Here is a 24,269-nt window from a genome sequence, read left to right as displayed (position 1 = left end):
AGTGTCCTGCGCGGCGCGCGTCGGCGCGAGGGAGTCGGCGGATCATCGTGCGGGTGGGGGAGGATGGGCCCATGCCGAACCGCCTGGCCCATGAGACGTCCCCGTATCTGCTCCAGCACGCCGACAACCCCGTCGACTGGTGGCCCTGGTCGCCCGAGGCGTTCGCCGAGGCGCGCGAGCGCGGGCTCCCGGTGCTGCTCAGCGTCGGGTACAGCAGCTGCCACTGGTGCCACGTCATGGCCCACGAGTCCTTCGAGGACGAGACGACCGCCGCCTATCTCAACGAGCACTTCGTCAACGTGAAGGTCGACCGCGAGGAGCGGCCGGACGTCGACGCCGTCTACATGGAGGCGGTGCAGGCGGCGACCGGGCAGGGGGGCTGGCCGATGACCGTCTTTCTGACGCCGGACGCCGAGCCGTTCTACTTCGGGACCTACTTCCCGCCCGAGCCCCGGCACGGGATGCCCTCGTTCCCGCAGGTCCTGGAGGGGGTGCGGGCCGCCTGGGCGGACCGGCGCGAGGAGGTGGGCGAGGTCGCCGGGAAGATCGTGCGGGATCTGGCCGAGCGCGAGCTGGTGTACGGCGGGGGCGCGGGCGTGCCCGGCGAGGAGGAGCTGGCGGGGGCGCTGCTCGGGCTCACGCGCGACTACGACGAGCGGCACGGCGGGTTCGGCGGCGCGCCCAAGTTCCCGCCGTCGATGACACTGGAGTTCCTGCTGCGCCACCACGCCCGCACGGGCGCCGAGGGCGCGCTCCAGATGGCCGCCGACACCTGCGAGAAGATGGCGCGCGGAGGCATCTACGACCAGCTGGGCGGCGGCTTCGCCCGCTACTCGGTGGACCGCGAGTGGGTGGTGCCCCACTTCGAGAAGATGCTCTACGACAACGCGCTGCTGTGCCGCGTCTACGCCCACCTGTGGCGGGCCACCGGCTCGGAGCTGGCCCGCCGGGTGGCCCTGGAGACCGCCGACTTCATGGTGCGCGAGCTGCGCACCAACGAGGGCGGCTACGCCTCGGCCCTGGACGCCGACAGCGACGACGGCAGCGGCCGGCACGTCGAGGGCGCGTTCTACGTGTGGACGCCCGCGCAGCTCGCCGAGGCGCTGGGCGAGAAGGACGGCCAGGCCGCCGCCCGGCACTACGGGGTGACCGAGGAGGGCACCTTCGAGGAGGGCGCCTCGGTCCTCCAACTGCCCCCGGACGGCGGCCCGGTGGCCGCGGACGTACGGGAGCGGCTCTTCGCGGCCCGGGAGCGGCGGCCCCGCCCCGGCCGGGACGACAAGGTCGTCGCCGCCTGGAACGGGCTGGCGATCGCCGCGCTCGCGGAGACCGGCGCCTACTTCGACCGGCCCGACCTGGTCGAGCGGGCGACCGAGGCGGCGGACCTGCTGGTGCGCGTCCACATGGACGGCCGCGCGCGCCTGTCCCGTACGTCCAAGGACGGTCAGGTCGGCCCCAACGACGGCGTGCTGGAGGACTACGCCGACGTGGCGGAGGGCTTCCTGGCGCTCGCCGGGGTGACCGGGGAGGGGGCCTGGCTGGAGTTCGCCGGGTTCCTGCTCGACATCGTCCTGGACCAGTTCACCGCCGAGGGCGGGGTGCTCTACGACACCGCGCACGACGCCGAGAAGCTGATCCGGCGCCCGCAGGACCCCACCGACAGCGCCACGCCGTCGGGCTGGACGGCCGCCGCGGGCGCGCTGCTCTCGTACGCGGCGCACACCGGCTCCACCGCCCACCGCGCCGCCGCCGAGGGCGCGCTGGGCGTGGTGAAGGCGCTGGGCTCGCGCGCCCCGAGGTTCATCGGCTGGGGTCTGGCCACCGCCGAGGCGCTGCTCGACGGCCCCCGCGAGGTGGCCGTGGTGGGGCCCGCCGGGGGCGAGCTGCACCGGGCCGCGCTGCTCGGCCGGGCGCCGGGCGCGGTGGTGGCGGTGGGCGAGCCGGGCAGCGGGGAGTTCCCGCTGCTGGCGGACCGCCCGCTGGTCGACGGGGGCCCGGCGGCGTACGTGTGCCGCCACTTCACCTGTGACGCGCCGGTGACCGGCGCCGACGACCTGGCGAGGGCGCTGTCCTGAACGCGCGGAGGGGTTCCCCGTGCCCGTGCGGGGCGCGGGGAACCCCGGCGGCTCAGTTGTCGTTCTTGTAGATGCCGAGGTAGTACCAGTCACCGCGGTCCGGCGACATCCAGGCCGGGACCCACTCGTCCTGCGAGCCGAGCCACTTGCCGCCGCTCTGCCCGCAGTTCCTGTCGGTCCACTTGCTGAAGTGCATGGAGTCGCGCCACCACCAGCCGCCGAAGCGGGTCTCGTAGCCGGGCGTGGCCAGGCACGCGTGGGCGGGGCGGCCGTTCTGGTCGAAGCCGTCGATCTTGATGGACGCCACTCGGTGGGTCTCGTCGTGGATGACGATCTGCTGCCCGTTGGTGCCCGCGTACGCGGTCCCGCCCGTGGCGGCGACGCCGGCGACGGCCAGTGCGCCGGTGGCGGCGGCCATGGCGAACTTCTTGCCCATGTCCATGAGTTGCTCCCCCTTGGTCAAGCTTGGTCAAGCACGAATGATCTTGTGCCGGGAGATCGTACGACACGTCGGACACCGCTCGCGTGCAGAGGAAAGCGGTTGATCATTCAGTTATGATCACCGCACCGACGGTGGTCGACGGGGGAAACCGACGCCGTGGTGATGCGGGGAAACAGCTTCCACAGAACGGTCGTTCCGTGCTGCCCACCAGGGCGGTCAGACGGGCGGCCTTCGTCGGAATGCCTTGTTCCGCCATCAGGATTCACGCACCCCCGAGTCCCGAGCCCCGCTCACCAGAGAGAGAAACATGGCGGACGAGAAGGTCCTTGCTGCCCAGAAGTGGGTCAACTCCACCTATGCGGCCACCCCTGGCTACGTACGGTGCCCGGAGGACGGGCGCACCGGCTGGTCGACGATGTTCTCGCTGACCATGGCGCTCCAGGCCGAACTCGGCATCACGCCGCTGGTCGCGAGCTTCGGCCCGGGCACGCTCGCCAAGCTGGCGGCGCGTGGCGACATCAACGCCAACGAGCCGAACGTCAACATCAAGAAGATCGTCGAGCACGCCCTGTTCTGCAAGGGCTACTGGGGCGGCGACGGAACGGGCGCCTACGGGAGCGCCACCGGCGGTTCGGTCATGGCGCTGAAGAAGGACGCGGGCGTCGACGCGTCCAACGGCTGGGTCCAGCCCAAGATCTTCAAGGCGCTGCTGAGCATGGACGCCTACGTCTCGGTGCCCGGCGGCACGGACCGCGTCCGCGAGGTGCAGCGCTGGCTGAACAGCCGCTACTACACCCGCTCGTCGTTCTTCATCGGCCCCGCCGACGGCGTCTACTCGCGCGATGTGCAGAAGTCGCTGATGAAGGCCATCCAGTACGAGATAGGCATCGCCGACGACCAGGCCACCGGCTCCTTCGGCCCCGGCACCCAGGCGGGCCTGAAGGCGCACACGGTGAAGGAGGGCGACTCGGGCATCTTCGTCCAGCTCTTCTCCGCGGCCTGTGTGTTCAACTCGCCGATCGTCACCGGCACCAGCAACATCGAGACGACGTTCCGCGCCACCTTCGACTCCAAGCTCACCGAGTGGGTCAAGGCCTTCCAGTCGTTCTCCGAGCTCGACACCCGTGACGGCCGCGGCGACTACCGCACCTGGGCCCAGCTGCTCGTCTCGACCGGCGACCCGGACCGCGCGGCCTCCGCGTGCGACACCCGCTTCCGGATCACCCGCCCGCGCGCGGACGCCCTGTACAAGGCGGGCTACCGCCAGGTCGGGCGCTACCTCTTCGACCCGCCGGGCAGCACCCTCGACAAGGAGATCAAGGACGGTGAGCTGGCCGACATCTTCGCCGCCGGTCTGAGCGTCTTCCCGATCTACCAGGACAACGCCCGCCGGCTCGCCGACTTCACGTACAGCCAGGGCTTCGAGCACGCGCTCAACGCGCACGCCCGCGCCGAGGCCTACGGCTTCAACCGGGGCACCGTCATCTACTTCGCGGTGGACTACGACGCCACGGCGGAGGAGATCAGCTCCAACATCGTGCCGTACTTCCAGGGCGTGCAGGCCGGACTCGCCAACAAGGGCAAGCGGTACCTGCACGGCGTCTACGGCTCGCGGAACGTCTGCACCCAGGTCAGCAAGCACACCGACGCCCGCTACTCCTTCGTCTCCGGCATGTCCTGGGGCTTCTCCGGGAACCTCGGCTTCCCGCTGCCGCCGAACTGGGCGTTCAACCAGATCAAGGAGTTCAAGTTCATCTACAGCGGTGACTCGTTCGACCTGGACAACGACGCGCACCGCACCGGCAGCGACAACGGCCAGAACACCGTCCGCGCCAACTCCTACCCGGCGGACGACTTCATGCGGTACATGGAGACCGTCTACCCGCTCGCCGTCCAGTACCCCAAGGGCGACCCGAACGCGCACACCATGCAGTACGCCCGGCACGGGCGCTACAACACCGTGCAGTGGAAGGCGCTGATCGGCGGGGCCGACGAGGAGTTCATCGCGTTCGCCGAGAGCAAGGGCGCGTCGCTGCTCGACGAGTTCACCGACCCGGTCACGGGTCTCATGCTCGACAGCCAGCACCTGATGGCGGCCGCCAACGGCCACTACGCCAAGCCCCAGAGCGGCTCGAACATCCGGACCGTCGGCGCCGGCGACGTCACCGGCTGGGGCGGCGACCTCATGACGCTGTACGCGGAGTGGCGCCGGGACGTGAAGTCCTACCCGTCCGGCTACGGGTACTGCAAGGAGAAGTTCGCCAAGCTCGGGGTGAACTCCACCTTCCCGCTCAACGACCTCATCGAGGACGCGGACGGCTACCTCATCGGCAGGCGGGTGGAGCAGGGGCAGCACCTGGTCGGCGTGGTGCGCGAGCACTACGGCAAGGGCGAGCGCGAAGCCGGGGCCCTGACCCGCTTCCGGGACTTCTACGAGCAGCGGTTCGGCGGCAGCGTCGACAACGTCGTGGCGATGGCCAAGGGCATGCTGACGACGACGATCGACCCGGTCATCTCGGCCGGCCGCGCGTACCTCATCACGAGCATCGCGGGGGTGCTCACGACGATGCCGCAGGAGCTGCCCGAGCAGGAACTCCTGGACTTCTGCCGGGGCTTCGCCGAGGTGCTGAACGAGCGCGTCCAGCAGGAAGCCAAGGCCCAGGGCCACTAGGTCCGTCCGGTACGAGAGGGCGAGAGGGATCGAGAGGGATGAGGAACCGAACCATGAGTGATGTCCTGACGCAGTCGACGGGCCTGGGCCGCCGCCGCTTCCTGGTGGCCGGCGCGGGGGTCGCCGGTGGCGCGGCGCTGGTGGCCGGCGGGATGCCGGGGACTGCCGTCGCCGCCCCGGCTCCGGCCGTGCCCGCCGTACCCGCCGCCCCTGCGGCGAAGGAGTGGCAGGGCCGCACCTCCGCCAACGGCTGGCCGGTCGTCGGTACGGCACCGTCGCACCGGGTCGAGGGCGCGGGCGGGGTGAGCTTCGCCTCGCTGGACGGCGACGTCGCCACCGTGCTCACGCATGTGGTGCGCCGGTACCACTACGAGATCCACACGCTGGGTGTCCACGACCTCGCCGGCCACACCACCGGCCGTGCGGTGGCGGCGCCGTACGAGAGTAACTACCTCTCCGGTACGGCGGTCGCGATCCGGCCGCTGCTGTATCCGGTGCGGGCGCGGGACGGGTTCTTCCCGCACGAGCTGGTCGTCGTCCGGGACATCCTGGCGGATCTGGAGGGCGTGGTGAAGTGGGGTGGGGACCTGGCGGTCCCGAAGGAGTCGCACTTCCAGATCGATGTGCGGCCGGGTGACTCGGGGCTGCGGCGGGTCGCGGCGAAGCTGCGGGGGTGGGAGCTGAAGCCGGGGGAGGGGGCGGGGGCCGTCGATGCGCTCGCGCCGGGCCGCCTCAAGGCGGCGAAGGCCCTGGCGGCACGCCAGCGTTGACCGCCCCGGGGCCCGGGGCGCGCCCCCCGGACCCGTCCGCTTCCGGCCGCGGGCCGGTGGTGGTGCCCGGTCTTTGTCTGCGGGCCGGTGGCCGCTTCTCGCGCAGTTCCCCGCGCCCCTCAGGTAGTCCGCCGTGGCCTGGAAACCCAGCTCGGCCGCAGGCTTTTAGGGGCGCGGGGAACTGCGCGACCAGCCACCCACTCAGCCGCAGCCGACAAACCACCTAGGGGCGCGGGGAACTGCGCGAGAAGCGGCCACTCACCTGCAGACGAAGGCCGGGCGCAAACAGGGGCGCGAGTAAGCGGTCACTCACCCGCGGGCGAGGGCCGGGCCCCCTACAGCCCGTTCTGGACCGTGTGCAGGGCTCGTTCCAGCAGGTCCACCAGCTCGTCCTCGTGGTCGCGTTCCGCCCAGTACACCGTGGTCTCGTAGAGCGCTCCCAGGACCGACATGGAGAAGACCCGGACCTCCAGGTCGTTCTCCGTGCGGCCGGTGCGCTCGGCCAGGACCGTGCAGAGCAGCCGGCTGGTGAGGGCCATCGACTGCATCATGCGGGCGCGCAGCGCCGGCACCTGGACCAGCAGCGTCGTGCGCTGGATCATCTCGTCGGGCTCGTGCTCCAGGGCCAGCCGGGTCGCCTTGGCCACGACGTGGCGCAGCGAGTCCAGGACGGGCTCGTCCGCCGGGCGGGCGCGCAGCTCGGCGACCATGATCGGGTCGTACTCGTCCGTGAGGACGATGTCCTCCTTGGTCGGGAAGTAGCGGAACACCGTGGACGGCGACACCTCCGCCGCCTCGGCGATCTGCTCGACCGTGGTCGCCTCGTACCCCTGCTCGGCGATCAGCCGGTACGTGGCGCGCCGGATCGCGACGCGCGTCTTGAGCTTCTTGCGTTCGCGCAGCCCGAGCTGCGGCTGCATGTCCTCGGCGAGGGAGTCGAGGGACCGGGTGCGGTGCGTGGCGGGCATGTCGACATTCTCAGGCATCCAGGGGGGCCGGCGCGTCCACCGGCGCTCCCGCCGCGTCCCGCACGGCCGGTTCCGGCTCCTCGCGCCCCGGCAGCAGCGCCGCCGCGAGCAGCGCGGTGATCAGCGCCGCGACCCCGCAGACCAGCAGCACCGTGGTCATGCCGTGGACGTACGCGGAATCGGCCGAGGCCGCCAGCCCGGTGTCGCCCAGGCGTTCCGCGACCAGATGCGCGGCCACCACCGAGTCGCCCGCCCGGTCCGCGAGGGGGCCCGGCAGTCCGCCCGTGTCGAGGCGGTCGCTGAACACCCCCGCGAGCAGCGAGCCCAGCAGCGCGATCCCGATGGCGCTGCCCACCTGACGTACGGTCATCAGCAGCCCGGAGCCGCTGCCCGCGCGGTCGGGCGGCAGGGTGGCGAGCGCCGCCGTCATCGCGGGCACCATCGCGAAGCCGAAGCCGAGGCCGGTGAGGGTGAGCCACAGCGCGGTGAAGCCGTAGCCGCTGTCGACCGTCGTGCGGCTGCCCAGGAAGGCCGAGAAGGCCAGCACCACCAGGCCGGCGCTGATGGTGCCGCGCGGCCCGAACCGCGCCACCAGCGGCGCCCCGGCCCTGGCGGCGACCATCAGCCCGCCCATCAGGGGCAGCATCCGCAGCCCGGTGCCGAAGGCGTCGTTGCCGAGCACCGCCTGGAGGTACTGCGGCAGGACGAACATCAGCCCGGCGAGGATGAACATCACCAGGGTCGCGGCCAGGGTGTTCAGCAGGAACGGCCGGTGGGCGAGCAGCTTCATGTCGAGCATCGGCCGCGGCACCCGCCGCTCCCGTACGACCAGGGCGGCGAGCAGCAGCGCGCCGGCCGCGAGAGCGGCGAGCACCAGGGGGTCGCCCCAGCCCCGGGTCGGCGCCTCGATGATCCCGTAGATCAGGGAGCCGAGGCCCGCGGCGGTGAGCGCGGTGGAGAGCGCGTCGACGCGCGGCGAGGCCGGGTCGCGGGTCTCGGGGAGCAGGAAGGCGCAGGCGGCGATGCCGATCGCCACCATCGGCACGTTGATCAGGAAGACCGAGCCCCACCAGAAGTGGTTGAGCAGGAAGCCACCGATGATCGGGCCGAGCGGCAGGCCGAGCGCGGAGGAGGCGGTGACGAGCGAGACGGCCTTGGTGCGCTCCTCGGCGGGGAAGAGCGAGGGCAGTACGGCCAGCGCGAGCGGCATCACGAACGCGGCGCCCACGCCCATCACCGCACGGGCCGCGATGACCGCCCCGACGCTGGTGGTCAGCGCGCCTATGAGCGAGCCCGCGAGGAAGATCCCGAGGCCCGTGATCAGCATCCGGCGGCGGCCGAAGCGGTCGCCGAGCAGGCCCGCCGGGAGCATCAGGGCGGCGAAGACCACGACATAGGCGTCGGCCATCCACTGCTGCTGGCCGGTGGTGGCGCCGAGCTGCTGGGCCATGGTCGGCAGCGCCACGTTGAGGATGGTCATGTCGAAGCCGAGCACCAGCATGCTCGCGACCATCGCCCCCAGCGCCCACCAGCGCCGGGGATCGGGACCGGACACCTGCGTCATGGCACACCTCCGTAAGAGTTACTGTCAAGTGACAGTAACTCTCAAAAGAAGGTGACCGTCAAGCGTGGCGGTCGGGAGTGGCGGTCGGAAGTGACGGTCAGGCGTGCTGGTAGGCGACCAGGGAGATCCCCACGTAGTGGACGACGAACGCCGCCAGCGTCAGGGAGTGGAACACCTCGTGGAAGCCGAACCAGCGCGGCGAGGGGTTGGGGCGCTTGATGCCGTAGATCACGCCGCCCGCGCTGTAGAGCAGCCCGCCGACGATGACGAGCACGAGGACCGCGATGCCGCCGGTGCGCATGAAGTCGGGGAGGAAGAAGACCGCGGCCCAGCCCATCGCTATGTAGCAGGGCGTGTAGAGCCAGCGCGGCGCGCCCACCCAGAAGACGCGGAAGGCTATCCCGGCGAGCGCCGCCGCCCACACCGCCCAGAGCAGCGTCTGCCCCTTGGCGCCCGGGAGCAGCAGCAGGGTGAGGGGGGTGTAGGTGCCCGCGATGATCAGGAAGATGTTGGCGTGGTCGAGGCGGCGCAGGATCGCCTCGCCGCGCGGCCCCCACTCGCCCCGGTGGTAGAGCGCGCTCACACCGAAGAGCAGACAGGCGGTCAGGGCGTAGATCCCGCAGGCGACACGCCCGCGTGTGGAGTGCGCGAGCGCGGTGAGCACGAGGCCGGAGACGACCGCCGCCGGAAACATCCCGGCGTGCAGCCAGCCGCGCAGTTTGGGCTTCAGGGGCTTGGTCGGCAGGAGCGCCGTCACCTGATCAGTCATGTCCCGCATGCTACCTACGCCTCCGTAAGTTACGGATAGGGGCGGCCCGTAACCGTATGCCCCGACCCCGTTCCACGGAAGCGAACACACGATGACGAGTGGCGATGCTCACGTGAGAGTGCCTCTGGACATATGGGCGAACGGCACGGATGATCAGATGAGTGCGGTCGGCACCGGATGAGCGCCAGGTAACACCGAAGCGTCCGGGTCGCAGCCCCCACGGGGCAACGAACGAAGAGACCCTCACAAGGGAATCACCGAACCCCTCTACAAGGAGCGATCGTGGCGCGCGACATCGCGGCTCCCACCTCTGTCCCGACGAACCACCAGGAACTGATCTCCTGGGTAGACGAGATCGCAGCCATCACGCAGCCGGACCGGGTGGTCTGGTGCGACGGTTCCGAGGCCGAGTACGAGCGCCTGTGCGAGGAGCTCGTCGCCAAGGGGACGTTCAAGAAGCTCGACCCGATCAAGCGCCCGAACTCGTACTACGCAGCGTCCGACCCGACCGATGTCGCACGGGTCGAGGACCGCACCTTCATCTGCTCCGAGAAGGAGGAGGACGCGGGGCCGACCAACCACTGGAAGGCCCCGGCCGAGATGAAGGAGATCTTCGCGGGGGAGAAGGGGATCTTCCGGGGGTCGATGCGCGGCCGCACCATGTACGTCGTGCCCTTCTGCATGGGCCCGCTCGGCTCGGACCTCTCCGCCATCGGCGTCGAGATCACCGACTCCGCGTACGTCGCCGTCTCCATGCGCACCATGACCCGGATGGGGCAGCCGGTCCTCGACGAGCTCGGCACCGACGGCTTCTTCGTCAGGGCCGTCCACACGCTGGGCGCTCCGCTGGCCGAGGGCGAGGCCGACGTGCCCTGGCCCTGCAACTCCACCAAGTACATCTCGCACTTCCCGGAGTCCCGCGAGATCTGGTCGTACGGCTCGGGCTACGGCGGCAACGCCCTGCTCGGCAAGAAGTGCTACGCGCTGCGCATCGCCTCCGTCATGGCGCGCGACGAGGGCTGGCTCGCCGAGCACATGCTCATCCTCAAGCTGACCCCGCCGCAGGGCGAGTCCAAGTACGTCGCCGCGGCCTTCCCGTCCGCCTGCGGCAAGACCAACCTGGCCATGCTGGAGCCCACGATCTCCGGCTGGACCGTGGAGACCATCGGCGACGACATCGCGTGGATGCGGTTCGGCGAGGACGGCCGGCTGTACGCGATCAACCCCGAGGCCGGGTTCTTCGGCGTCGCGCCCGGCACCGGTGAGCACACCAACGCCAACGCGATGAAGACCCTGTGGGGCAACTCCGTCTTCACCAACGTCGCCCTCACCGAGGACGGCGACGTGTGGTGGGAGGGCATGACCGAGGAGGCGCCCGCGCGTCTGACGGACTGGAAGGGCAACGCCTGGACGCCCGAGTCCGACACCCCGGCCGCGCACCCCAACGCCCGGTTCACCGTCCCGGCCGGCCAGTGCCCGACGATCGCGCCCGAGTGGGAGGACCCCAAGGGCGTCCCGATCTCCGCGATCCTCTTCGGCGGCCGCCGCGCCTCCGCCGTACCGCTGGTGACCGAGTCCTTCGACTGGAACCACGGCGTTTTCCTCGGCGCCAACGTGGCCTCCGAGAAGACCGCCGCCGCCGAGGGCAAGGTCGGCGAGCTGCGCCGCGACCCCTTCGCCATGCTGCCGTTCTGCGGCTACAACATGGGCGACTACATGGCGCACTGGGTCAAGGTCGGCGCCACCGCCGACGCCGCCAAGCTGCCCAAGATCTACTACGTGAACTGGTTCCGAAAGAACGACGCGGGCAAGTTCGTGTGGCCCGGCTTCGGCGAGAACAGCCGTGTCCTGAAGTGGATCGTGGAGCGCCTCGAAGGCAAGGCCGAGGGCGTCGAGACGCCGATCGGCATCCTGCCGACCAAGGAGTCCCTGGACACCGACGGCCTGGAACTGGCCGAGGCGGACCTGGAGTTCCTGCTCAAGGTCGACACCGAGGTCTGGCGCGAGGAGGCGGCGCTGATCCCCGAGCACCTCAACACCTTCGGCGACCACACGCCCAAGGAGCTGTGGGACGAGTACCGCGCGCTGGTGGCCCGCCTGGGCTGACCCGCCCGCCCGAGACTCGTGGCGGGCTGCCCCGAACACCGCCCTGACCAGTGGGGTCACGACGGTCCGCCACGTTCGCGTCCGGCCCCCGGAGCCCCCTCACGGCTCCGGGGGCCGGACGCATTCCCGGGACTTCCGCCGACAGCCGTTCCGTGACCTTTCCCGGGACTGTTTTTCGCCAGGGCGGCTGTCTGGGGCGCGCGTTCGCGGGACACTCGGACCCGGAGCGCGTTGGCCGAGTGAGGGGGCGCGAAGCGTGCGCACACCGGTGAGTGATCCGATGCGGGTGGGTCCGTACCGCATCGAGGGGCGGCTGGGGTCCGGCGGGATGGGCTGGGTGTATCTGGGGCGCTCGCCCGCGGGCCGGGCCGTCGCGGTCAAGGTCGTGCGTCCCGAGCACGCCGCCGACGAGGAGTTCCGGCGGCGCTTCGCCCGCGAGGTGGCCGCCGCGCGGCTGGTCGGCGGGGCCTTCACGGCGGCGGTCGTGGACGCCGACCCGGAGGCCGAACTGCCGTGGCTGGCCACGGCGTACGTACCGGGGCCCGCGCTCTCCGAGGCGGTCGGCTCGGACGGGCCGCTCACCGGCGGCCAGGCGCGCCGGCTCGGCGCCGGTCTGGTGGAGGCGCTCCAGGCCATCCACGCCGCGGGCGTGGTCCACCGCGACCTCAAGCCGTCGAACGTGCTGCTCGCCGCCGACGGGCCGCGCGTGATCGACTTCGGTATCTCGATGGTGGCCGGGGCGACCGGGCTCACCCGGGCCGGGACGCTGATGGGGACGCCGCCGTACATGTCGCCCGAGCAGATGACCGGCGCCCGGGTCGGGCCCGCCAGCGACGTCTTCTCCCTCGGCGGGGTCCTCGTCTACGCGGTAGCGGGCTACGCCCCGTTCCGGCACGGCGCCGGGGTGGCCTACCGGGTGGTGCACGCCGAGCCCGAGCTCGACGACGTACCCGCCGAGCTGCGGCCGCTCGTCGAGCGGTGCCTGGCCAAGCGGCCCGAGGACCGGCCCGGCCTGGACGCGCTGCTGAGCGGGCTGCTCGGCCCCGACGCGGGCTCCGCCCGGGCGCTCACCTGGCCGCCGTCCACCGTGGCCCGCCGGATCCGGGTGCGCACCGGCGAGATGGACGTCCGGCGGGCGTCCGGCAGCCGCACCTCCCTGCCGTCCTGTCTGCTGCTGCACGCCCAGACGCTGTTGGACGCGGGGCTCAGCGACGCCATGGTGATCGAGGCGGTGGGCCGTGCGGCACTCTGAGGGGGCCCCGGTGGGCACCGCGGCCGAGCTCGGCGTCCAGTGGCGGTCGCTGGTCCACGCCTGGGCGTCCGGGCGGCACTTCCACTGCGAGCAGGACACCGTCTCCGTCTCGCTGCGCTTCGACCTCGCCGACGCGGGCCGGTCCGTCACCGTCCGGTTCATGACCACCACCAAGCTGCTGGTGGCGTTCATGACCGACGGCCGGTTCCTGCGCGGCGACCAGCTGGCGACGGCCGCCGCCGCGGCCAACGCGTGGAACACCGAACAGCTGGTCCCGATGCTGTCGGTGTGGGACGTCCGGGGGCCCCGGCCCTGTATCGCCGGGGTCTGCACCCTGCCGCTCAACTGCCGGATGAGCCAGCCGGAGTTCGACGCGCTGGCCGGTGACTGGGTGGAACAGGCGAGGCAGATGTTTCTCAGGTGCCACCAGGTGTTCCAGTTGTAGGAGGGTCTTGAGGGAATGGCCCAGGAATGTCCAAAACCCTTACGTGCGGCGGCCGGTGGCGTCATATTTGCGATGTGCTTTTCCGGGGGGCGGGGAGGTCTTCGCACATGGGGCTGGTCTGTGGGCCGCGCGGTGCGCGGCGGCGGTGGGCGCTGACCGGGCTGCTGGCCCTGGCTCTCCTCGCGCCCGTACTCCCGGCCGCCGCCGAGGACGGGTCCTGTACGGGGAAGCTGGCCGAGCGGCTGGGCTGCTGGGCCGACCGGGTCGGCGGCCAAGGCGCTGCCGTGCTCGTCACCCTGCACGCGCCGCTGGCGCTCGACGGGAAGCCCGCGGACTGGAAGCTCTCCGAGCGTGTGACCACCTTCGACCGGGGCCCGCTGGTCGCCATGGCCCCGGCCGGGCACGCCACCGGCGCGGGCGGCACCCTGCTGCTCGTCCTCGCCGGGGACCGGCTGGTCGACCCGGACGCGGAGATCACCCGGCTCGACGAGAAGACCCTGGGCTCCTTGAAGGACGCGGGCGTCTGCAAGGCCAGGCCGGGGCTCTGCGAGATCGTCGCCGACGGCAAGAAGGCCAAGCCCCTGCGCGGCCAGGACCTGCTGAAGGCGAAGCTGGCCGACGACCTCGGCCTCAACAGCGACAGCGTCGGCGGCCCGGGCGGCGGCTCCTCGCTGCTCGTCCCGGCGCTCGGCGTGGCCGCCCTGCTGCTGCTCCTGCTGACCGCGCTGGTCTTCGCCGTACGCCGCTCGCGGGGCCCGCGCCTGGCGTACGCCGTGCCCGCGGCCAGGGGCCCGGCGCCGCTGCCCGCCGGCCGTACGGGCACCTCACCGGCGCCCGGCAGACACCGCGCGCCCGGCCGCGAGGTCGCCAGACCGGCCGCGCCCGGCCGGTCCGCCGTCGTCCGCACCGCGCTGCGCCCGCAGGGGTACGTCGAGCTCGACCAATGCCTGTACCGGGCGGTCTGGGCCGAGCCCGGCACACCCGCGCCCGCCCCCGGCGCCCGCGTCGAGGTGAGCGAGGGCCGGGGCGGGGACGCCGGGATCCTGTACGCCCACGCGTACGCCGGGGACGGACGCGATGTCACCAGCAGGGCGCCGCACGGAAGGTGACGTACGGCGAGAAGGCAACGAGGACGGGGAGAGGTCAGATGCGCAGGCAGCAGCCGACGAGGACGCTTCCGGCGGAGTACGCCGACATCGAGTTCGAGAACAACGCCCAACGGCTGCCGCTGGTGCTGTGCCTCGACACCTCCAGCTCGATGGCGGGCCCGCCCATCGACGCGCTCAACCAGGCGCTCAGCGAGTGGACCCGCGAGCTCCACGACGACGTCAGCCTCAGCTACAGCGTCGAGGTCGCGGTCATCACCTTCGGCGGCCAGGGCGTCACGGCCTGGCGGGGCAGCCAGCCGCTCCAGCCCGGCTCGCCGGTCGGCCCGTTCGTCGCCGCCCACATGTTCGAGGCGCCCCGGCTCACGGCCTCGGGGGTGACCTTGATGACCGAGGCCCTGGAGCTGGCCATGCATGTGGTCGCGGCCCGCAAGACGGAGCTGCGCTCCCAGGGCTTCCAGTACTACCGGCCGCAGATCTGCCTGGTCACCGACGGTCTGCCGACCGACGGCACCGGCCATATCAGCCGCACCTGGCAGCGGCTGGTCCCGGTGCTCGCCGAGGAGCAGGCCGCCCGCCGCTTCCGGCTGTACGCGATCGGGGTCGGCGGCCTCACCGACCTCGCCGAGCAGGTGCTCCAGGCGTACGCGCCGAAGTTCAACGCCCGGCTCCAGGGCTTCCCGTTCCGCCAGCTGCTCCAGATGATGTCGGCGAGCGCCAACGCCGAGACCAAGGGCGCGGGCGACGAGGTCTTCGAGAAGATCTTCAGCCAGTTCAAGACGCAGCGCCCGGCCTGGGAAGCCTGAGCGGGCCATGGGGGCGCGGGCGCGGGGGAGCTGGCGGGTGCACGGGCTGAGCGTGGAGGGCTACCGGCACCGGCGGGACGGTGTGCCCTGCCAGGACGCCTGGCGGTGCGCGACGGAGGGACCCGTGACCGTCCTCGCGGTCGCCGACGGCGCGGGCAGCAGACCGCGCTCCGGCGAGGGCTCGCTGCTGGCGGTCCGCCTCGCGGTGGAGCACTTCGGCCGGCTGCCCGCCTCGGGGGCGGACGGCCCGGCCGCGCACCGGCTGCTGCGCCAGGGCTTCCAGCGGGTCGTGGACGACTTCCTCGACCGTACGGGTGCGGCGGCCGCCGACCACGCGACCACCCTCACCGTGGTGGTGCTCGCGCCCGGGTGGCTGGGCCACGTCAGCGTCGGCGACGGCTTCGTGGTGCTGCGGGCCGGGACCGAGGACGGTGAGCGGCAGTTCCATCTGCTGCCGCAGCCCGCCGCCGTGAGCGAGTACAGCAACGAGACGGTGTTCCTCAGCACGCCGGACGCGGGGCGCTGGATCCGCACCGACTGCGTACGGGACGAGGGAGTCGACGGCGTCCTGCTCTCCACCGACGGCCTGGCGCAGGCCGCGCTCTCCTGGTCGCAGGGCGCCCCGCAGGCGCCCAACGAGTCCTTCGCGGCGGCGGTGCTGCGCTCGCTCGACACCGAGGACGCCTCCGGCGACGAGGACGAACGGCTGGCCGCGCTGCTCCGGTCCGACCGGCTGACCGCGCTCAACGGCGACGACAAGACGCTGCTGCGGGCGGTGCGGACGGGAGGCGCATGAGTGTGACCGAGGGCGGGCCCGGGGGACGGACGGTGCTGCTCGGCGGGGTGCCGGTGGTGCTGGCCGCGGCGCCGCTGAAGGGCGGCGGCCAGGCGGCCGTGTACCCCGTCGAGGGCGACGACCGGGTCGTCGTCAAGCTCTACCGGGATCCGCCCGGCCCCGAGCAGGAGCGGCGGCTGACCCGGATGCTCACCATGTCGCCGCTGGGCGGCCGGCCCACCGACCGCTCCCAGCGGCCCGAACTCGCCTGGCCGACGGCGTCCGCGCGGGCGCCGGGCGGGGAGTTCCTGGGGTACGCGATGCAGCGCTTCGGCGAGCCCGAACACGTCCAGCTGGTCGGCCTGTTCACCCGCGCCCAGCGCATCCGGCTCTTCCACGACCGGGCCGACTGGCGCTTCATGCTCGGGGTCGCGTGGAACCTGGCGTTCATGACCGCCCGGATGCACCACGAGGGGCTGGTCATCGGGGACTTCTCCAGCAGCAACGTGGTGGTCGACGCGAACGGCTTCATCACGTTCCTGGACTGCGACTCCATCGCCTTCACCGACGCGGCCACGGGGGAGCTGTTCCCGTGCCTGATGCACACCACGGACTACTCGGCGCCGGAGCGGCAGGCGGGCGGCCCCGCGACCCGTGAGAGCGACGACTTCGCCCTCGCGGTCCTGGTGTACCAGCTGCTGACGGCCGGCAACCATCCCTTCGGCGGGGTGCCGCACGACAGCGCGCCGGAGTCCACCGTCCAGGACAACATCGCGGCGAGCATCTCGTACGTGGTCAGGCCGGAGCAGGTCGTGGTGCCGCGGGGGACGGTGGATCCGTCGGTACTGCCGCCGGAGCTCCTCGGGCTCTCGCGGGCGGCGTTCGGCCCCGGGGTGCTGGACCCCGGGGCCCGGCCGTCGGCGGAGGACTGGCTGCGGGCGCTGGATCGTGAACGGGTCCGTGTACGGGTGTGTCCGGACCGGCCGCGCCATACGTACGGGTCGCATCTGGCGGCGTGCCCGTGGTGCGCCCGGGCGTCGGCGACGGGCCACGACGTCTTCAACCTGGGGCCGGTCCCGACGGCGCCGGGCGCGTCGGGGACGCGGGGGGTGGTGCTGGTGGGTTTGGTGCTGCTGATCCTGTTGGTGCTGATCCTGGCATCACACTGAGCGCCCCCTTTTGTGCCCGGCCTTTGTCTGCGGCTGAGTGGCGGGCTGGTCGCGCAGTTCCCCGCGCCCCTGGGTAGGACGGCCCGTTCGGGCGGTCCGCCGGGCCCCGGAAACCCGTTTTCGTCTGCGGGTCGTGGCCGGTTGCTCGCGCAGTTCCCCGCGCCCCTGAAAAACCTCGTCCGTCTGCGGGTCGTGGCCGCTTCTCGCGCAGTTCCCCGCGCCCCTGAAGGCTGGTGGCTGAGCTGGGTTTTCCGGGTGCCGGGGGCTGCCTAGGGGCGCGGGGAACTGCGCGACCAGCCATCCACCGGGCCGCAGACAATAAACGGCCGCAGGTCCCGCCCCCGGAGGGTTTGGGGAAGGGGCGGGGAGGGGCTCAAATCGCCAGGCTCAACAGACCCGCCACCCCGAACCCCACCACCGACAGCACACTCTCCAGCACCGTCCACGACCGCAACGTATCCCGCTCACTGATCCCGAAGTACTTCGACACCATCCAGAACCCCCCGTCGTTGACATGCGACGCGAAGATCGACCCCGCCGAGATCGCCATGATGATCAGGGCCAGGTGCGCCTGGGAGTAGCCGCCGCCCTCCACCAGCGGCACCACGATCCCCGCCGTCGTCACGATCGCGACCGTCGCCGAGCCCTGCGCCACCCGCAGGGCCACCGAGATCAGCCAGGCCAGCACGATGACCGGCAGGCCCACGTCGTGGAAGGTCCGGGCGAGCGCGTCCGCGATCCCGGACGCCTTCAGGACCGCGCCGAACACCCCGCCCGCCCCCACCACCAGCAGAATGTTCCCCACCGGCTTCAGCGACGCGGTCGAGACCGTCTCCAGGGACTTGCGGGACCAGCCCCGCCGTATCCCCAGCAGGTAGTACGCCAGCACCAGCGCGATCGTCAGCGCCACGAACGGGTTGCCGAAGAACTCGATCACCGAGCGCGTACGGGACGGGTCGAGCGCGATCGACGAGAACGTGGCCGCCAGGATCAGCAGCAGCGGCGTACCGATCACGGCCAGCACCGTACCCAGCGGCACCGGCTTCTCCGCGGACACCGGCGGCAGCCCCGCCGCAGCCCGCTCCGAGGCCACCGCGGCCCGCGCCTCCTCGGCCGCCTCCACCATGTCCTGCGGCACCTCGACGAAGATCCGCCTGCCGATCCACGCCGCGTACGCCCAGGCGGCCAGCACCGACGGCAGGCCCACCAGGGCGCCCATCAGGATGACCCAGCCCAGCGAGACGTGGAAGAGACCGGCGGCGGCCACCGGGCCGGGGTGCGGGGGCAGGAAGGCGTGGGTCATCGAGAGGCCCGCCAGCAGCGGCATGCAGTACAGCAGGATCGACTTGCCGGACCGCTTCGTCGCCGCGTACACGATCGGCGCCAGGACGAAGATGCCCACGTCGAAGAAGACCGGGATACCGAAGACCAGACCGGTCAGACCCATGGCCAGTGGCGCGCGCTCCTCGCCGAACAGCGCGAGCAGCCGCGCGCTCAACACCTCGGCCCCGCCGCTGACTTCGAGGATCGCGCCCAGCATCGTCCCCAGGCCGATGATGATCGCCACATGGCCGAGGATGCCGCCCATGCCCGCCTCGACGGTGGAGACGGCGGCGGACTTCTGGACCGTACCGAACAGCTCGGTCACCGACAGGCCCGCGCCCAGGCCGACGGCTATGGAGACCGCGAGGAGCGCCACGAAGGGCTGGAGCCGGATCCGGATGATGAGGTGGAGCAGGAGGGCTATGCCCAGGGCCGCCACCGTCAGCAGGCCCGTGGTGCCGCCGATCAGGGGGAGGATGCCGCCCGTGTGCGGCGGGGGAGGCGTGGCGGCAAGGGGGAACGACATGCTGCAACTCCGTTGGTTCGCAGGGCTGTTCCAGGGCGTGGGGGACCGCGGGGCGGCGCCCCGGCGGTCCGGGGCGCCGCTCCGTGCGGCGGGTGGGGCGGTCGTACTAAGAACATGCGCGGATCAGTGGGATCAGTTGGGTCAGTCGTCCAGGACGGCCAGCGCGTCGATCTCGATGAGCAGCCCCTTGGGCAGGCCCACGTACACCGTCGTACGCGCCGAGGCGGGGGCCTTGAGGCCCTGCTCCTCGAAGTACGCGTTGTAGATCTCGTTCATCTCGGCGAAGTGGTCGACGTCGGTGAGGTAGACGCGGGTCATCATCACGTCGTCCCAGGTGGCGCCGCCCTCCTCCAGGATCGCCTTGACGTTGGCGAAGGTCTGGAGGGTCTGCTCGCGCAGGGTGGGCCCGGCGACCGCCGGGGGCTGCCCCTCGACGGCGGGCAGGAAGCCGACCTGCCCGGCGACCTGGAGGATGTTGCCCTTGCGCACACCGTGCGAGAACCTCGCGGGCGGGGTGGTGTGGGTGGCGGGGGTGAGTGCGACCTTCTCGGTCATGGACTGCCTTCCTGTTCGGTGTTGTCGGGGAGGGTGCCGGAGTACTCCCGGCTGACGGCGGCCGCGGTGCGGCGCACCAGCGGGAGCAGGCCGAGGAGCTCCTCGGCGGTGACGACGACATTGGGCGCCGAGACGGACATCGCGGCGACGACGCGCCCGTCCGTGCCCGTCACGGGCGCGGCGACGCAGTTGATGGACTCCTCGTGGCCGCCGAGGTCGGTGGCCCAGCCCTGTTCGCGTACGGCCGCGAGCTCCTTCAGGAACGCGGCGGCGTTCGGCGTCGAACGGGAGGTGTACATGGGGTAGTCGAGCTTGTCGGCGACCGACCGGCGCTCCGGCTCCGGCAGGTCGGCGAGGAGCAGTTTGGCGACGGCGGCGACGGTGATCGCCACCGGCTTGCCGACCCGTGAGTACATCCGCACCGGGTACCGGCTCTCCACCTTGTCGATGTAGAGCACCTCGCCGTCCTCGTACACCGCGAGGTGCACGGTGTGCCCGATCCGCTCGTTGAGCGCGACCAGGTGGGGGTGGGCGATCTCCCGTACGTCGAGGTTCTCCACGGCCTCCTGGGCGAGCGCGAACAGGCGGGCGCCGAGGCGGTAGCGCTGGTCCTCCTGGCGGTAGACGAGCCCGTGCTCGTGCAAGGTGCGCAGCAGCCGCAGGGCGGTCGACTTGTGCACTCCGAGCCGCTCGGCGACCTGCCCGAGGTCGGCGGGCCCCTGCGCGAGCAGCGGCAGGATGCTCAGCGCCCGGTCGACGGTCTGGCTCATGACGTACGTACCTCCTGCTCCGTCCCCGTCCACCCGGGGCCGAGTCGAAGTCTCCCCCAGGCCTCGTCGTCCAGGGCGGCAAGGCGGTTCGCGTGGGCGCGGGGCGGCGGAGCCGCGTGGTCGCCGGGGACGGTGAGCACGGCGGCGGCGAACAGGTGCCCGAACCGTGCCCGCTCCCGTGTCCCCAGCCCCCTCAGCGTGGCGTCCAGGAACCCCGCGGCGAAGGCGTCCCCGGCCCCGACCGGAGCGACGACGTCCACGCGGGGAGCGGGCACGGTGGTGACGTTTGGCTGCGGACCGTGGTGGGTTGCTCGCGCAGTTCCCCGCGCCCCTGGCAACCTAGGGGCGCGGGGAACTGCGCGACCAGCCATCCACGGTCCGCAGTCGACCGGCGACCGCCGGAGGCTTTCGGGAAGGGGCGGGGTGGGGCCCTCGAAGACGGTCACCCCCTCCGCGCCGCGCTTGACCACCACCACCCCCACCCCCGGCAGAGCCTCCCGCACCGCCCAAGCCCCCCGCACCCCCCACGCCTCTTCCGCCTCGTCCTCCCCCACGAACACCACGTCCGCCCCCCGCGCCAGCTCCAGCGACACCCGGGGGTCGGTGCCCGAACGCCACAGCCCGGCCCGGTGGTTGACGTCGAACGACACCAGCGGGCGCCCGGGCCGCCGCGCCAGCAGCGCCCGCATCAGGTCGAGGCACTCGGAGGACAGCGCGGCCGTGATGCCGGACAGATGCAGCACCCGCCCGGACCACACCGATCCCCACGGCACGTTCGCCACGGACATCGCGGAGGCGGCGGACCCGGCCCGGTAGTACGCGACCTCGTGCGACCCGGCCGCGCGGTCGTCGGCGGTACGGAAGTACACCCCGGTCGGCCGCCCGGGATCCCGGCGCACCCCGGAGGTGTCCACCCCGTACGCGCCCACCGCCGCGACCAGATGGTCCCCGAAGCCGTCCGCGCCGACCCGGCTGACCCACTTCACCGCGTGCCCGGCGCCCGCCAGCGCGCACGCCACGTTGGACTCGGCGCCACCGATCCCGCGCTCGAACGACGGCACATCGGCGAGGCGCCCCGGCCGGGTGGGCAGGAACGCGACCATGGACTCCCCGAGACAGACGACATCCACGTCCACCCGCTGCCGCTCCTTCCACCATTGACCCGACGTTGGCCCGGATGTTAGACAGCGGTCAGCGATAGACGCAACGGACGTTGCACATACTGCAACGCGCCCGTCGCGACACCGATCAGCACCAGCGATCACGGAGGCTTCCATGGGGTTCCTGGCAGGACCGGCCGAAGAGCGCGTCGACCACCGCTTCAAGGGGCTCCCCCCGGACGCCGAGGGCCTGACCGTCGGTGAACTCGCGGCCCAGCGCCGGAACCTGTTCACGGACGGCTTCACCACCCCCGTGCTTGCCCTCTCCGCCGAGCGCCTGGAGCACAACCTCGCGCTGATGGAGACCTACGCGACCCGGCACGGCCTCGCCTTTGCCCCGCACGGCAAGACCTCGATGGCCCCCGAGCTCTTCGCCCGCCAGCTCGACCACGGCGCCTGGGGCATCACCCTGGCCGTGCCCCACCAGGTACGGGTGGCCCGCGCGTTCGGCGTCCGGCGGATCTTCCTCGGCAACGAGCTGGTGGACCCGGCGGCCCTGAAGTGGCTCGCCGCCGAGCTGGCGCACGACGCCGACTTCCGGTTCATCTGCTACGTGGACTCGGTGCGCGGGGTCGAGCTGATGGACGCGGCCCTGGCCGGCGCGGCCCGCCCGGTCGACGTCGTCGTGGAGCTGGGCGCGGGCGAGGGCGCCCGCACCGGCGCCCGTACCGAGGCCGAGTGCGTCGCGGTCGCCGACGCGGTGGCCGCCACCCGTACCCTGCGCCTGGTCGGCGTCGCGGGCTACGAGGCCGAGGTCCCCGGCGCCACCCCGGAGCGGGTCACCGCCTGGCTGCGCAGGCTGACCGCGCTCGCCGCCGAGTTCGACAAGGCGGGCCGCTTCACGGGCACGGGCCTCGACGAGATCGTGGTCAGCGCGGGCGGCAGCGCCTGGTTCGACGCGGTCGCGGAGGTCTTCGCGGAGATTCCCGCACTGTCCCTGCCCGTACTGAAGTTGCTGCGCTCCGGCGCGTACGTCTCGCACGACGACGGCCAGTATCGAAGGGTCACCCCCTTCAACCGCATCCCCGAGGAGGGCGCCCTGCACCCCGCCTTCCGTCTGTGGGCGCAGGTCGTCTCGCGGCCCAGCCCCGACCAGGCGTTCGTGAACGCGGGCAAGCGGGACGCGGCGCACGACCTCGACCTGCCCGAGGCGCAGGTGGTGCGCGGGGCGGACGGCGTCGAGCGCCCCGCCACCGGGATCGAGGTCACCGCCCTCTCCGACCAGCACGCCTGGCTGCGCACCGGGCCGGAGGCGGAGCTGGAGGTCGGTGACTGGGTGGGCCTCGGGCTCTCCCACCCGTGCACCAGCTTCGACAAGTGGCCGCTGATCCCGCTGGTGGAGGCGGACGGCACGGTCGTCGACTACATCCGCACCTACTTCTGATGGCCTCGATGGACCTGGTCGTGCGCGGCGCCCGGGTGGTCGACGGCAGCGGCGGGCCCTCGTACCGCGCCGACGTGGGCATCCGAGGCGGCCGCATCGCGGAGCTGCGCCGAGACGGCGGGCCCCGGCTGTCCGGCGCCCGCGTCCTGGACGCCGACGGGCTGGCGCTGGCCCCCGGCTTCATCGACATGCACGCCCACTCCGACCTGGCCCTCCTACGCGACCCCGACCACAGCGCCAAAGCCGCGCAGGGCGTCACCCTGGAGGTCCTGGGCCAGGACGGACTCTCGTACGCACCCGTCGACGACCGCACCCTCGCCGAGGTCCGCAAAGCCATCACCGGCTGGAACGGCGACGGATCGGACCTCGACATCGACTGGCGCACGGTCGGCGAGTACCTGGACCGCCTCGACCGGGGCTTCGACGGTGAGGGCATCGCGGTCAACGCCGCCTACCTCATCCCGCAGGGAACCGTCCGGATGTACGCGATGGGCTGGGAGGACCGCGAGGCCACGCCCCGGGAGCTGGACCGGATGCGGCAGTTGGTGGCCGAGGGCCTTGCGCAGGGCGCGGTAGGCCTGTCCTCCGGGCTCACCTACACCCCGGGCATGTACGCCCCGGACGCCGAACTGACCGCGCTGTGCGAGGTGGTGGCCCGCTACGGCGGCTACTACTGCCCCCACCACCGCTCCTACGGCGCCGGCGCCCTGCGCGCGTACGAGGAGATGGTGGAGCTCACCCGCGCGGCCGGCTGCGCGCTCCATCTGACCCACGCCACCCTGAACTTCGGCGTCAACGAGGGCCGCGCGCCGGAGCTCCTCGCCCTGCTGGACAAGGCGCTCGCCGACGGCTGCGACATCACGCTGGACACCTACCCGTACACCCCCGGCTGTACGACGCTCGCCGCGGTGCTGCCGAGCTGGGCGGGGACGGGCGGGCCCGAGGCGGTGCTCGCGCGGCTGCGGGACGCGGAGACGGCCGAGCGGATCCGCCACGACCTGGAGGTGGTGGGCGCGGACGGCTGCCACGGCGTCCCCGTCGACTGGGAGACCATCGAGATCTCGGGGGTGAGCGACCCGGCGCTGGCGGGCTTCGTCGGCAGGACGGTCGCGCGGTCGGCGCGTGAGCGTGGCGAGGCCCCGTGGACGACCGCCCGGCGGCTGCTGGTCGAGGACGGTCTGGGCACGACGATCCTCCAGCACGTGGGCCACGAGGAGAACGTCCGGGCGATCATGCGCCACCGCGTCCACACCGGCGGCAGCGACGGCATCCTCCAGGGCGCCAAGCCCCACCCGCGCGCCTACGGCACCTTCCCGCACTATCTCGGCCACTACGCCCGTGACCTGGGCATCCTGTCCCTGGAGGAGATGGTCGCCCATCTGACCTCCCGCCCGGCGGCCCGGCTGCGGCTCCCGGACCGGGGCCTGGTCAAGGAGGGCTACCGCGCGGACGTCGTCCTCTTCGACCCGGACACGGTCGCGGCGGGCGCCACCTTCGAGCGCCCCCGGACCCTGCCCACCGGCATCCCGTACGTCCTGATCGACGGGAGGTTCGTCATCGAGGACGGGCGGCGTACGGACGTGCTGGCGGGGCGGGCGGTCCGCAGGGCGCCCGCCCCGGTCAGCAGCTGACG

General features: G+C 72.2%; 20 protein-coding genes. 12 read left to right on the top strand and 8 right to left on the bottom strand.

What is annotated here, in order from left to right:
• The first annotated feature begins 71 nt into the window (after nucleotides 1–71).
• On the top strand, nucleotides 72–2,075 hold the full coding sequence (locus ABD236_RS02780; RefSeq protein WP_344069611.1) for a thioredoxin domain-containing protein: 2,004 nt from the start codon (nucleotides 72–74) through the stop codon (nucleotides 2,073–2,075).
• Nucleotides 2,076–2,127: 52 nt separating this feature from the next.
• On the opposite strand, the gene ABD236_RS02775 is transcribed toward ABD236_RS02780, so the two are convergent.
• A complete protein-coding gene (locus tag ABD236_RS02775) occupies nucleotides 2,128–2,517 on the bottom strand; it encodes a hypothetical protein (protein WP_344069608.1) in 390 nt (129 codons plus the stop codon).
• Between the two features lie 307 nt (nucleotides 2,518–2,824).
• Between ABD236_RS02775 and ABD236_RS02770 the strand changes: the two genes are divergently transcribed.
• Both ABD236_RS02770 and ABD236_RS02765 read left to right on the top strand, forming a co-directional pair.
• Nucleotides 2,825–5,188, top strand: coding sequence for a glycoside hydrolase domain-containing protein (locus ABD236_RS02770; protein ID WP_344069605.1), 2,364 nt, complete (start codon nucleotides 2,825–2,827; stop codon nucleotides 5,186–5,188).
• A 53-nt stretch (nucleotides 5,189–5,241) separates the two neighbouring features.
• The gene (locus ABD236_RS02765) at nucleotides 5,242–5,958 is read left to right on the top strand and encodes a hypothetical protein (protein ID WP_344069602.1); all 717 of its coding nucleotides are present in this window, start codon (nucleotides 5,242–5,244) and stop codon (nucleotides 5,956–5,958) included.
• Between the two features lie 335 nt (nucleotides 5,959–6,293).
• Here ABD236_RS02765 and ABD236_RS02760 read toward each other — a convergent pair whose 3' ends face one another.
• From ABD236_RS02760 to trhA, 3 genes are all read right to left on the bottom strand, one after another.
• A complete protein-coding gene (locus ABD236_RS02760) occupies nucleotides 6,294–6,926 on the bottom strand; it encodes a TetR/AcrR family transcriptional regulator (protein ID WP_344069599.1) in 633 nt (210 codons plus the stop codon).
• A 10-nt stretch (nucleotides 6,927–6,936) separates the two neighbouring features.
• Complete coding sequence (locus ABD236_RS02755; protein ID WP_344069596.1) at nucleotides 6,937–8,490, bottom strand: MFS transporter; 1,554 nt, start codon at nucleotides 8,488–8,490, stop codon at nucleotides 6,937–6,939.
• A 97-nt stretch (nucleotides 8,491–8,587) separates the two neighbouring features.
• Complete coding sequence (gene trhA / locus ABD236_RS02750; protein ID WP_425543805.1) at nucleotides 8,588–9,268, bottom strand: PAQR family membrane homeostasis protein TrhA; 681 nt, start codon at nucleotides 9,266–9,268, stop codon at nucleotides 8,588–8,590.
• 273 nt (nucleotides 9,269–9,541) lie between these two features.
• Between trhA and ABD236_RS02745 the strand changes: the two genes are divergently transcribed.
• From ABD236_RS02745 to ABD236_RS02715, 7 genes are all read left to right on the top strand, one after another.
• Entirely contained in the window at nucleotides 9,542–11,365 is a 1,824-nt protein-coding gene (locus ABD236_RS02745) for a phosphoenolpyruvate carboxykinase (GTP) (protein ID WP_344069590.1), read from the top strand.
• A 256-nt stretch (nucleotides 11,366–11,621) separates the two neighbouring features.
• Nucleotides 11,622–12,617, top strand: coding sequence for a serine/threonine-protein kinase (locus ABD236_RS02740; protein WP_344069587.1), 996 nt, complete (start codon nucleotides 11,622–11,624; stop codon nucleotides 12,615–12,617).
• A 10-nt stretch (nucleotides 12,618–12,627) separates the two neighbouring features.
• Complete coding sequence (locus tag ABD236_RS02735) at nucleotides 12,628–13,062, top strand: hypothetical protein (RefSeq protein WP_344069584.1); 435 nt, start codon at nucleotides 12,628–12,630, stop codon at nucleotides 13,060–13,062.
• A gap of 107 nt (nucleotides 13,063–13,169) precedes the next feature.
• Nucleotides 13,170–14,171: a hypothetical protein gene (locus tag ABD236_RS02730; protein WP_344069581.1), complete on the top strand. Its 1,002-nt coding sequence runs from the start codon at nucleotides 13,170–13,172 to the stop codon at nucleotides 14,169–14,171.
• 38 nt (nucleotides 14,172–14,209) lie between these two features.
• Entirely contained in the window at nucleotides 14,210–14,974 is a 765-nt protein-coding gene (locus ABD236_RS02725) for a vWA domain-containing protein (protein WP_344069578.1), read from the top strand.
• 37 nt (nucleotides 14,975–15,011) lie between these two features.
• Complete coding sequence (locus ABD236_RS02720) at nucleotides 15,012–15,770, top strand: PP2C family serine/threonine-protein phosphatase (RefSeq protein ID WP_344069575.1); 759 nt, start codon at nucleotides 15,012–15,014, stop codon at nucleotides 15,768–15,770.
• Entirely contained in the window at nucleotides 15,767–16,918 is a 1,152-nt protein-coding gene (locus ABD236_RS02715) for a hypothetical protein (RefSeq protein WP_344069572.1), read from the top strand. The genes ABD236_RS02720 and ABD236_RS02715 overlap by 4 nt, the downstream gene beginning before the upstream one ends.
• A 373-nt stretch (nucleotides 16,919–17,291) precedes the next feature.
• Here ABD236_RS02715 and ABD236_RS02710 read toward each other — a convergent pair whose 3' ends face one another.
• From ABD236_RS02710 to ABD236_RS02695, 4 genes are all read right to left on the bottom strand, one after another.
• A complete protein-coding gene (locus tag ABD236_RS02710; protein ID WP_344069569.1) occupies nucleotides 17,292–18,767 on the bottom strand; it encodes a GntP family permease in 1,476 nt (491 codons plus the stop codon).
• Nucleotides 18,768–18,908: 141 nt separating this feature from the next.
• Nucleotides 18,909–19,322: a RidA family protein gene (locus ABD236_RS02705; protein WP_344069566.1), complete on the bottom strand. Its 414-nt coding sequence runs from the start codon at nucleotides 19,320–19,322 to the stop codon at nucleotides 18,909–18,911.
• Complete coding sequence (locus ABD236_RS02700; protein ID WP_344069563.1) at nucleotides 19,319–20,092, bottom strand: IclR family transcriptional regulator; 774 nt, start codon at nucleotides 20,090–20,092, stop codon at nucleotides 19,319–19,321. The genes ABD236_RS02705 and ABD236_RS02700 overlap by 4 nt, the downstream gene beginning before the upstream one ends.
• Nucleotides 20,089–21,195: a sugar kinase gene (locus ABD236_RS02695; protein WP_425543806.1), complete on the bottom strand. Its 1,107-nt coding sequence runs from the start codon at nucleotides 21,193–21,195 to the stop codon at nucleotides 20,089–20,091. The genes ABD236_RS02700 and ABD236_RS02695 overlap by 4 nt, the downstream gene beginning before the upstream one ends.
• Before the next feature lie 172 nt (nucleotides 21,196–21,367).
• Here ABD236_RS02695 and ABD236_RS02690 point away from each other — a divergent pair, with 172 nt between their 5' ends.
• Together ABD236_RS02690 and ABD236_RS02685 are read left to right on the top strand one after the other, a co-directional pair.
• Entirely contained in the window at nucleotides 21,368–22,636 is a 1,269-nt protein-coding gene (locus ABD236_RS02690) for an amino acid deaminase (RefSeq protein WP_344069557.1), read from the top strand.
• 8 nt (nucleotides 22,637–22,644) lie between these two features.
• Nucleotides 22,645–24,267, top strand: coding sequence for an N-acyl-D-amino-acid deacylase family protein (locus tag ABD236_RS02685; RefSeq protein ID WP_344069728.1), 1,623 nt, complete (start codon nucleotides 22,645–22,647; stop codon nucleotides 24,265–24,267).
• The last annotated feature ends 2 nt before the right edge of the window (nucleotides 24,268–24,269 follow it).

It is taken from the genome of Streptomyces crystallinus (assembly GCF_039521265.1).
Taxonomy (GTDB): domain Bacteria; phylum Actinomycetota; class Actinomycetes; order Streptomycetales; family Streptomycetaceae; genus Streptomyces; species Streptomyces crystallinus.
This window is presented reverse-complemented; position numbering and strand designations above follow the sequence as displayed.

Bases quoted from the DNA above. Each gene is read 5' to 3' on its own strand.
- ABD236_RS02700 (WP_344069563.1), bottom strand. From the start codon at position 20,092: ATGAGCCAGACCGTCGACCGGGCGCTGAGCATCCTGCCGCTGCTCGCG.
- ABD236_RS02715 (WP_344069572.1), top strand. From the start codon at position 15,767: ATGAGTGTGACCGAGGGCGGGCCCGGGGGACGGACGGTGCTGCTCGGC.
- trhA (WP_425543805.1), bottom strand. From the start codon at position 9,268: ATGCGGGACATGACTGATCAGGTGACGGCGCTCCTGCCGACCAAGCCC.
- ABD236_RS02775 (WP_344069608.1), bottom strand. From the start codon at position 2,517: ATGGACATGGGCAAGAAGTTCGCCATGGCCGCCGCCACCGGCGCACTG.
- ABD236_RS02760 (WP_344069599.1), bottom strand. From the start codon at position 6,926: ATGCCCGCCACGCACCGCACCCGGTCCCTCGACTCCCTCGCCGAGGAC.
- ABD236_RS02730 (WP_344069581.1), top strand. From the start codon at position 13,170: ATGGGGCTGGTCTGTGGGCCGCGCGGTGCGCGGCGGCGGTGGGCGCTG.
- ABD236_RS02765 (WP_344069602.1), top strand. From the start codon at position 5,242: ATGAGTGATGTCCTGACGCAGTCGACGGGCCTGGGCCGCCGCCGCTTC.
- ABD236_RS02705 (WP_344069566.1), bottom strand. From the start codon at position 19,322: ATGACCGAGAAGGTCGCACTCACCCCCGCCACCCACACCACCCCGCCC.
- ABD236_RS02780 (WP_344069611.1), top strand. From the start codon at position 72: ATGCCGAACCGCCTGGCCCATGAGACGTCCCCGTATCTGCTCCAGCAC.
- ABD236_RS02710 (WP_344069569.1), bottom strand. From the start codon at position 18,767: ATGTCGTTCCCCCTTGCCGCCACGCCTCCCCCGCCGCACACGGGCGGC.
- ABD236_RS02770 (WP_344069605.1), top strand. From the start codon at position 2,825: ATGGCGGACGAGAAGGTCCTTGCTGCCCAGAAGTGGGTCAACTCCACC.
- ABD236_RS02695 (WP_425543806.1), bottom strand. From the start codon at position 21,195: ATGGTCGCGTTCCTGCCCACCCGGCCGGGGCGCCTCGCCGATGTGCCG.
- ABD236_RS02685 (WP_344069728.1), top strand. From the start codon at position 22,645: ATGGACCTGGTCGTGCGCGGCGCCCGGGTGGTCGACGGCAGCGGCGGG.
- ABD236_RS02725 (WP_344069578.1), top strand. From the start codon at position 14,210: ATGCGCAGGCAGCAGCCGACGAGGACGCTTCCGGCGGAGTACGCCGAC.
- ABD236_RS02690 (WP_344069557.1), top strand. From the start codon at position 21,368: ATGGGGTTCCTGGCAGGACCGGCCGAAGAGCGCGTCGACCACCGCTTC.
- ABD236_RS02755 (WP_344069596.1), bottom strand. From the start codon at position 8,490: ATGACGCAGGTGTCCGGTCCCGATCCCCGGCGCTGGTGGGCGCTGGGG.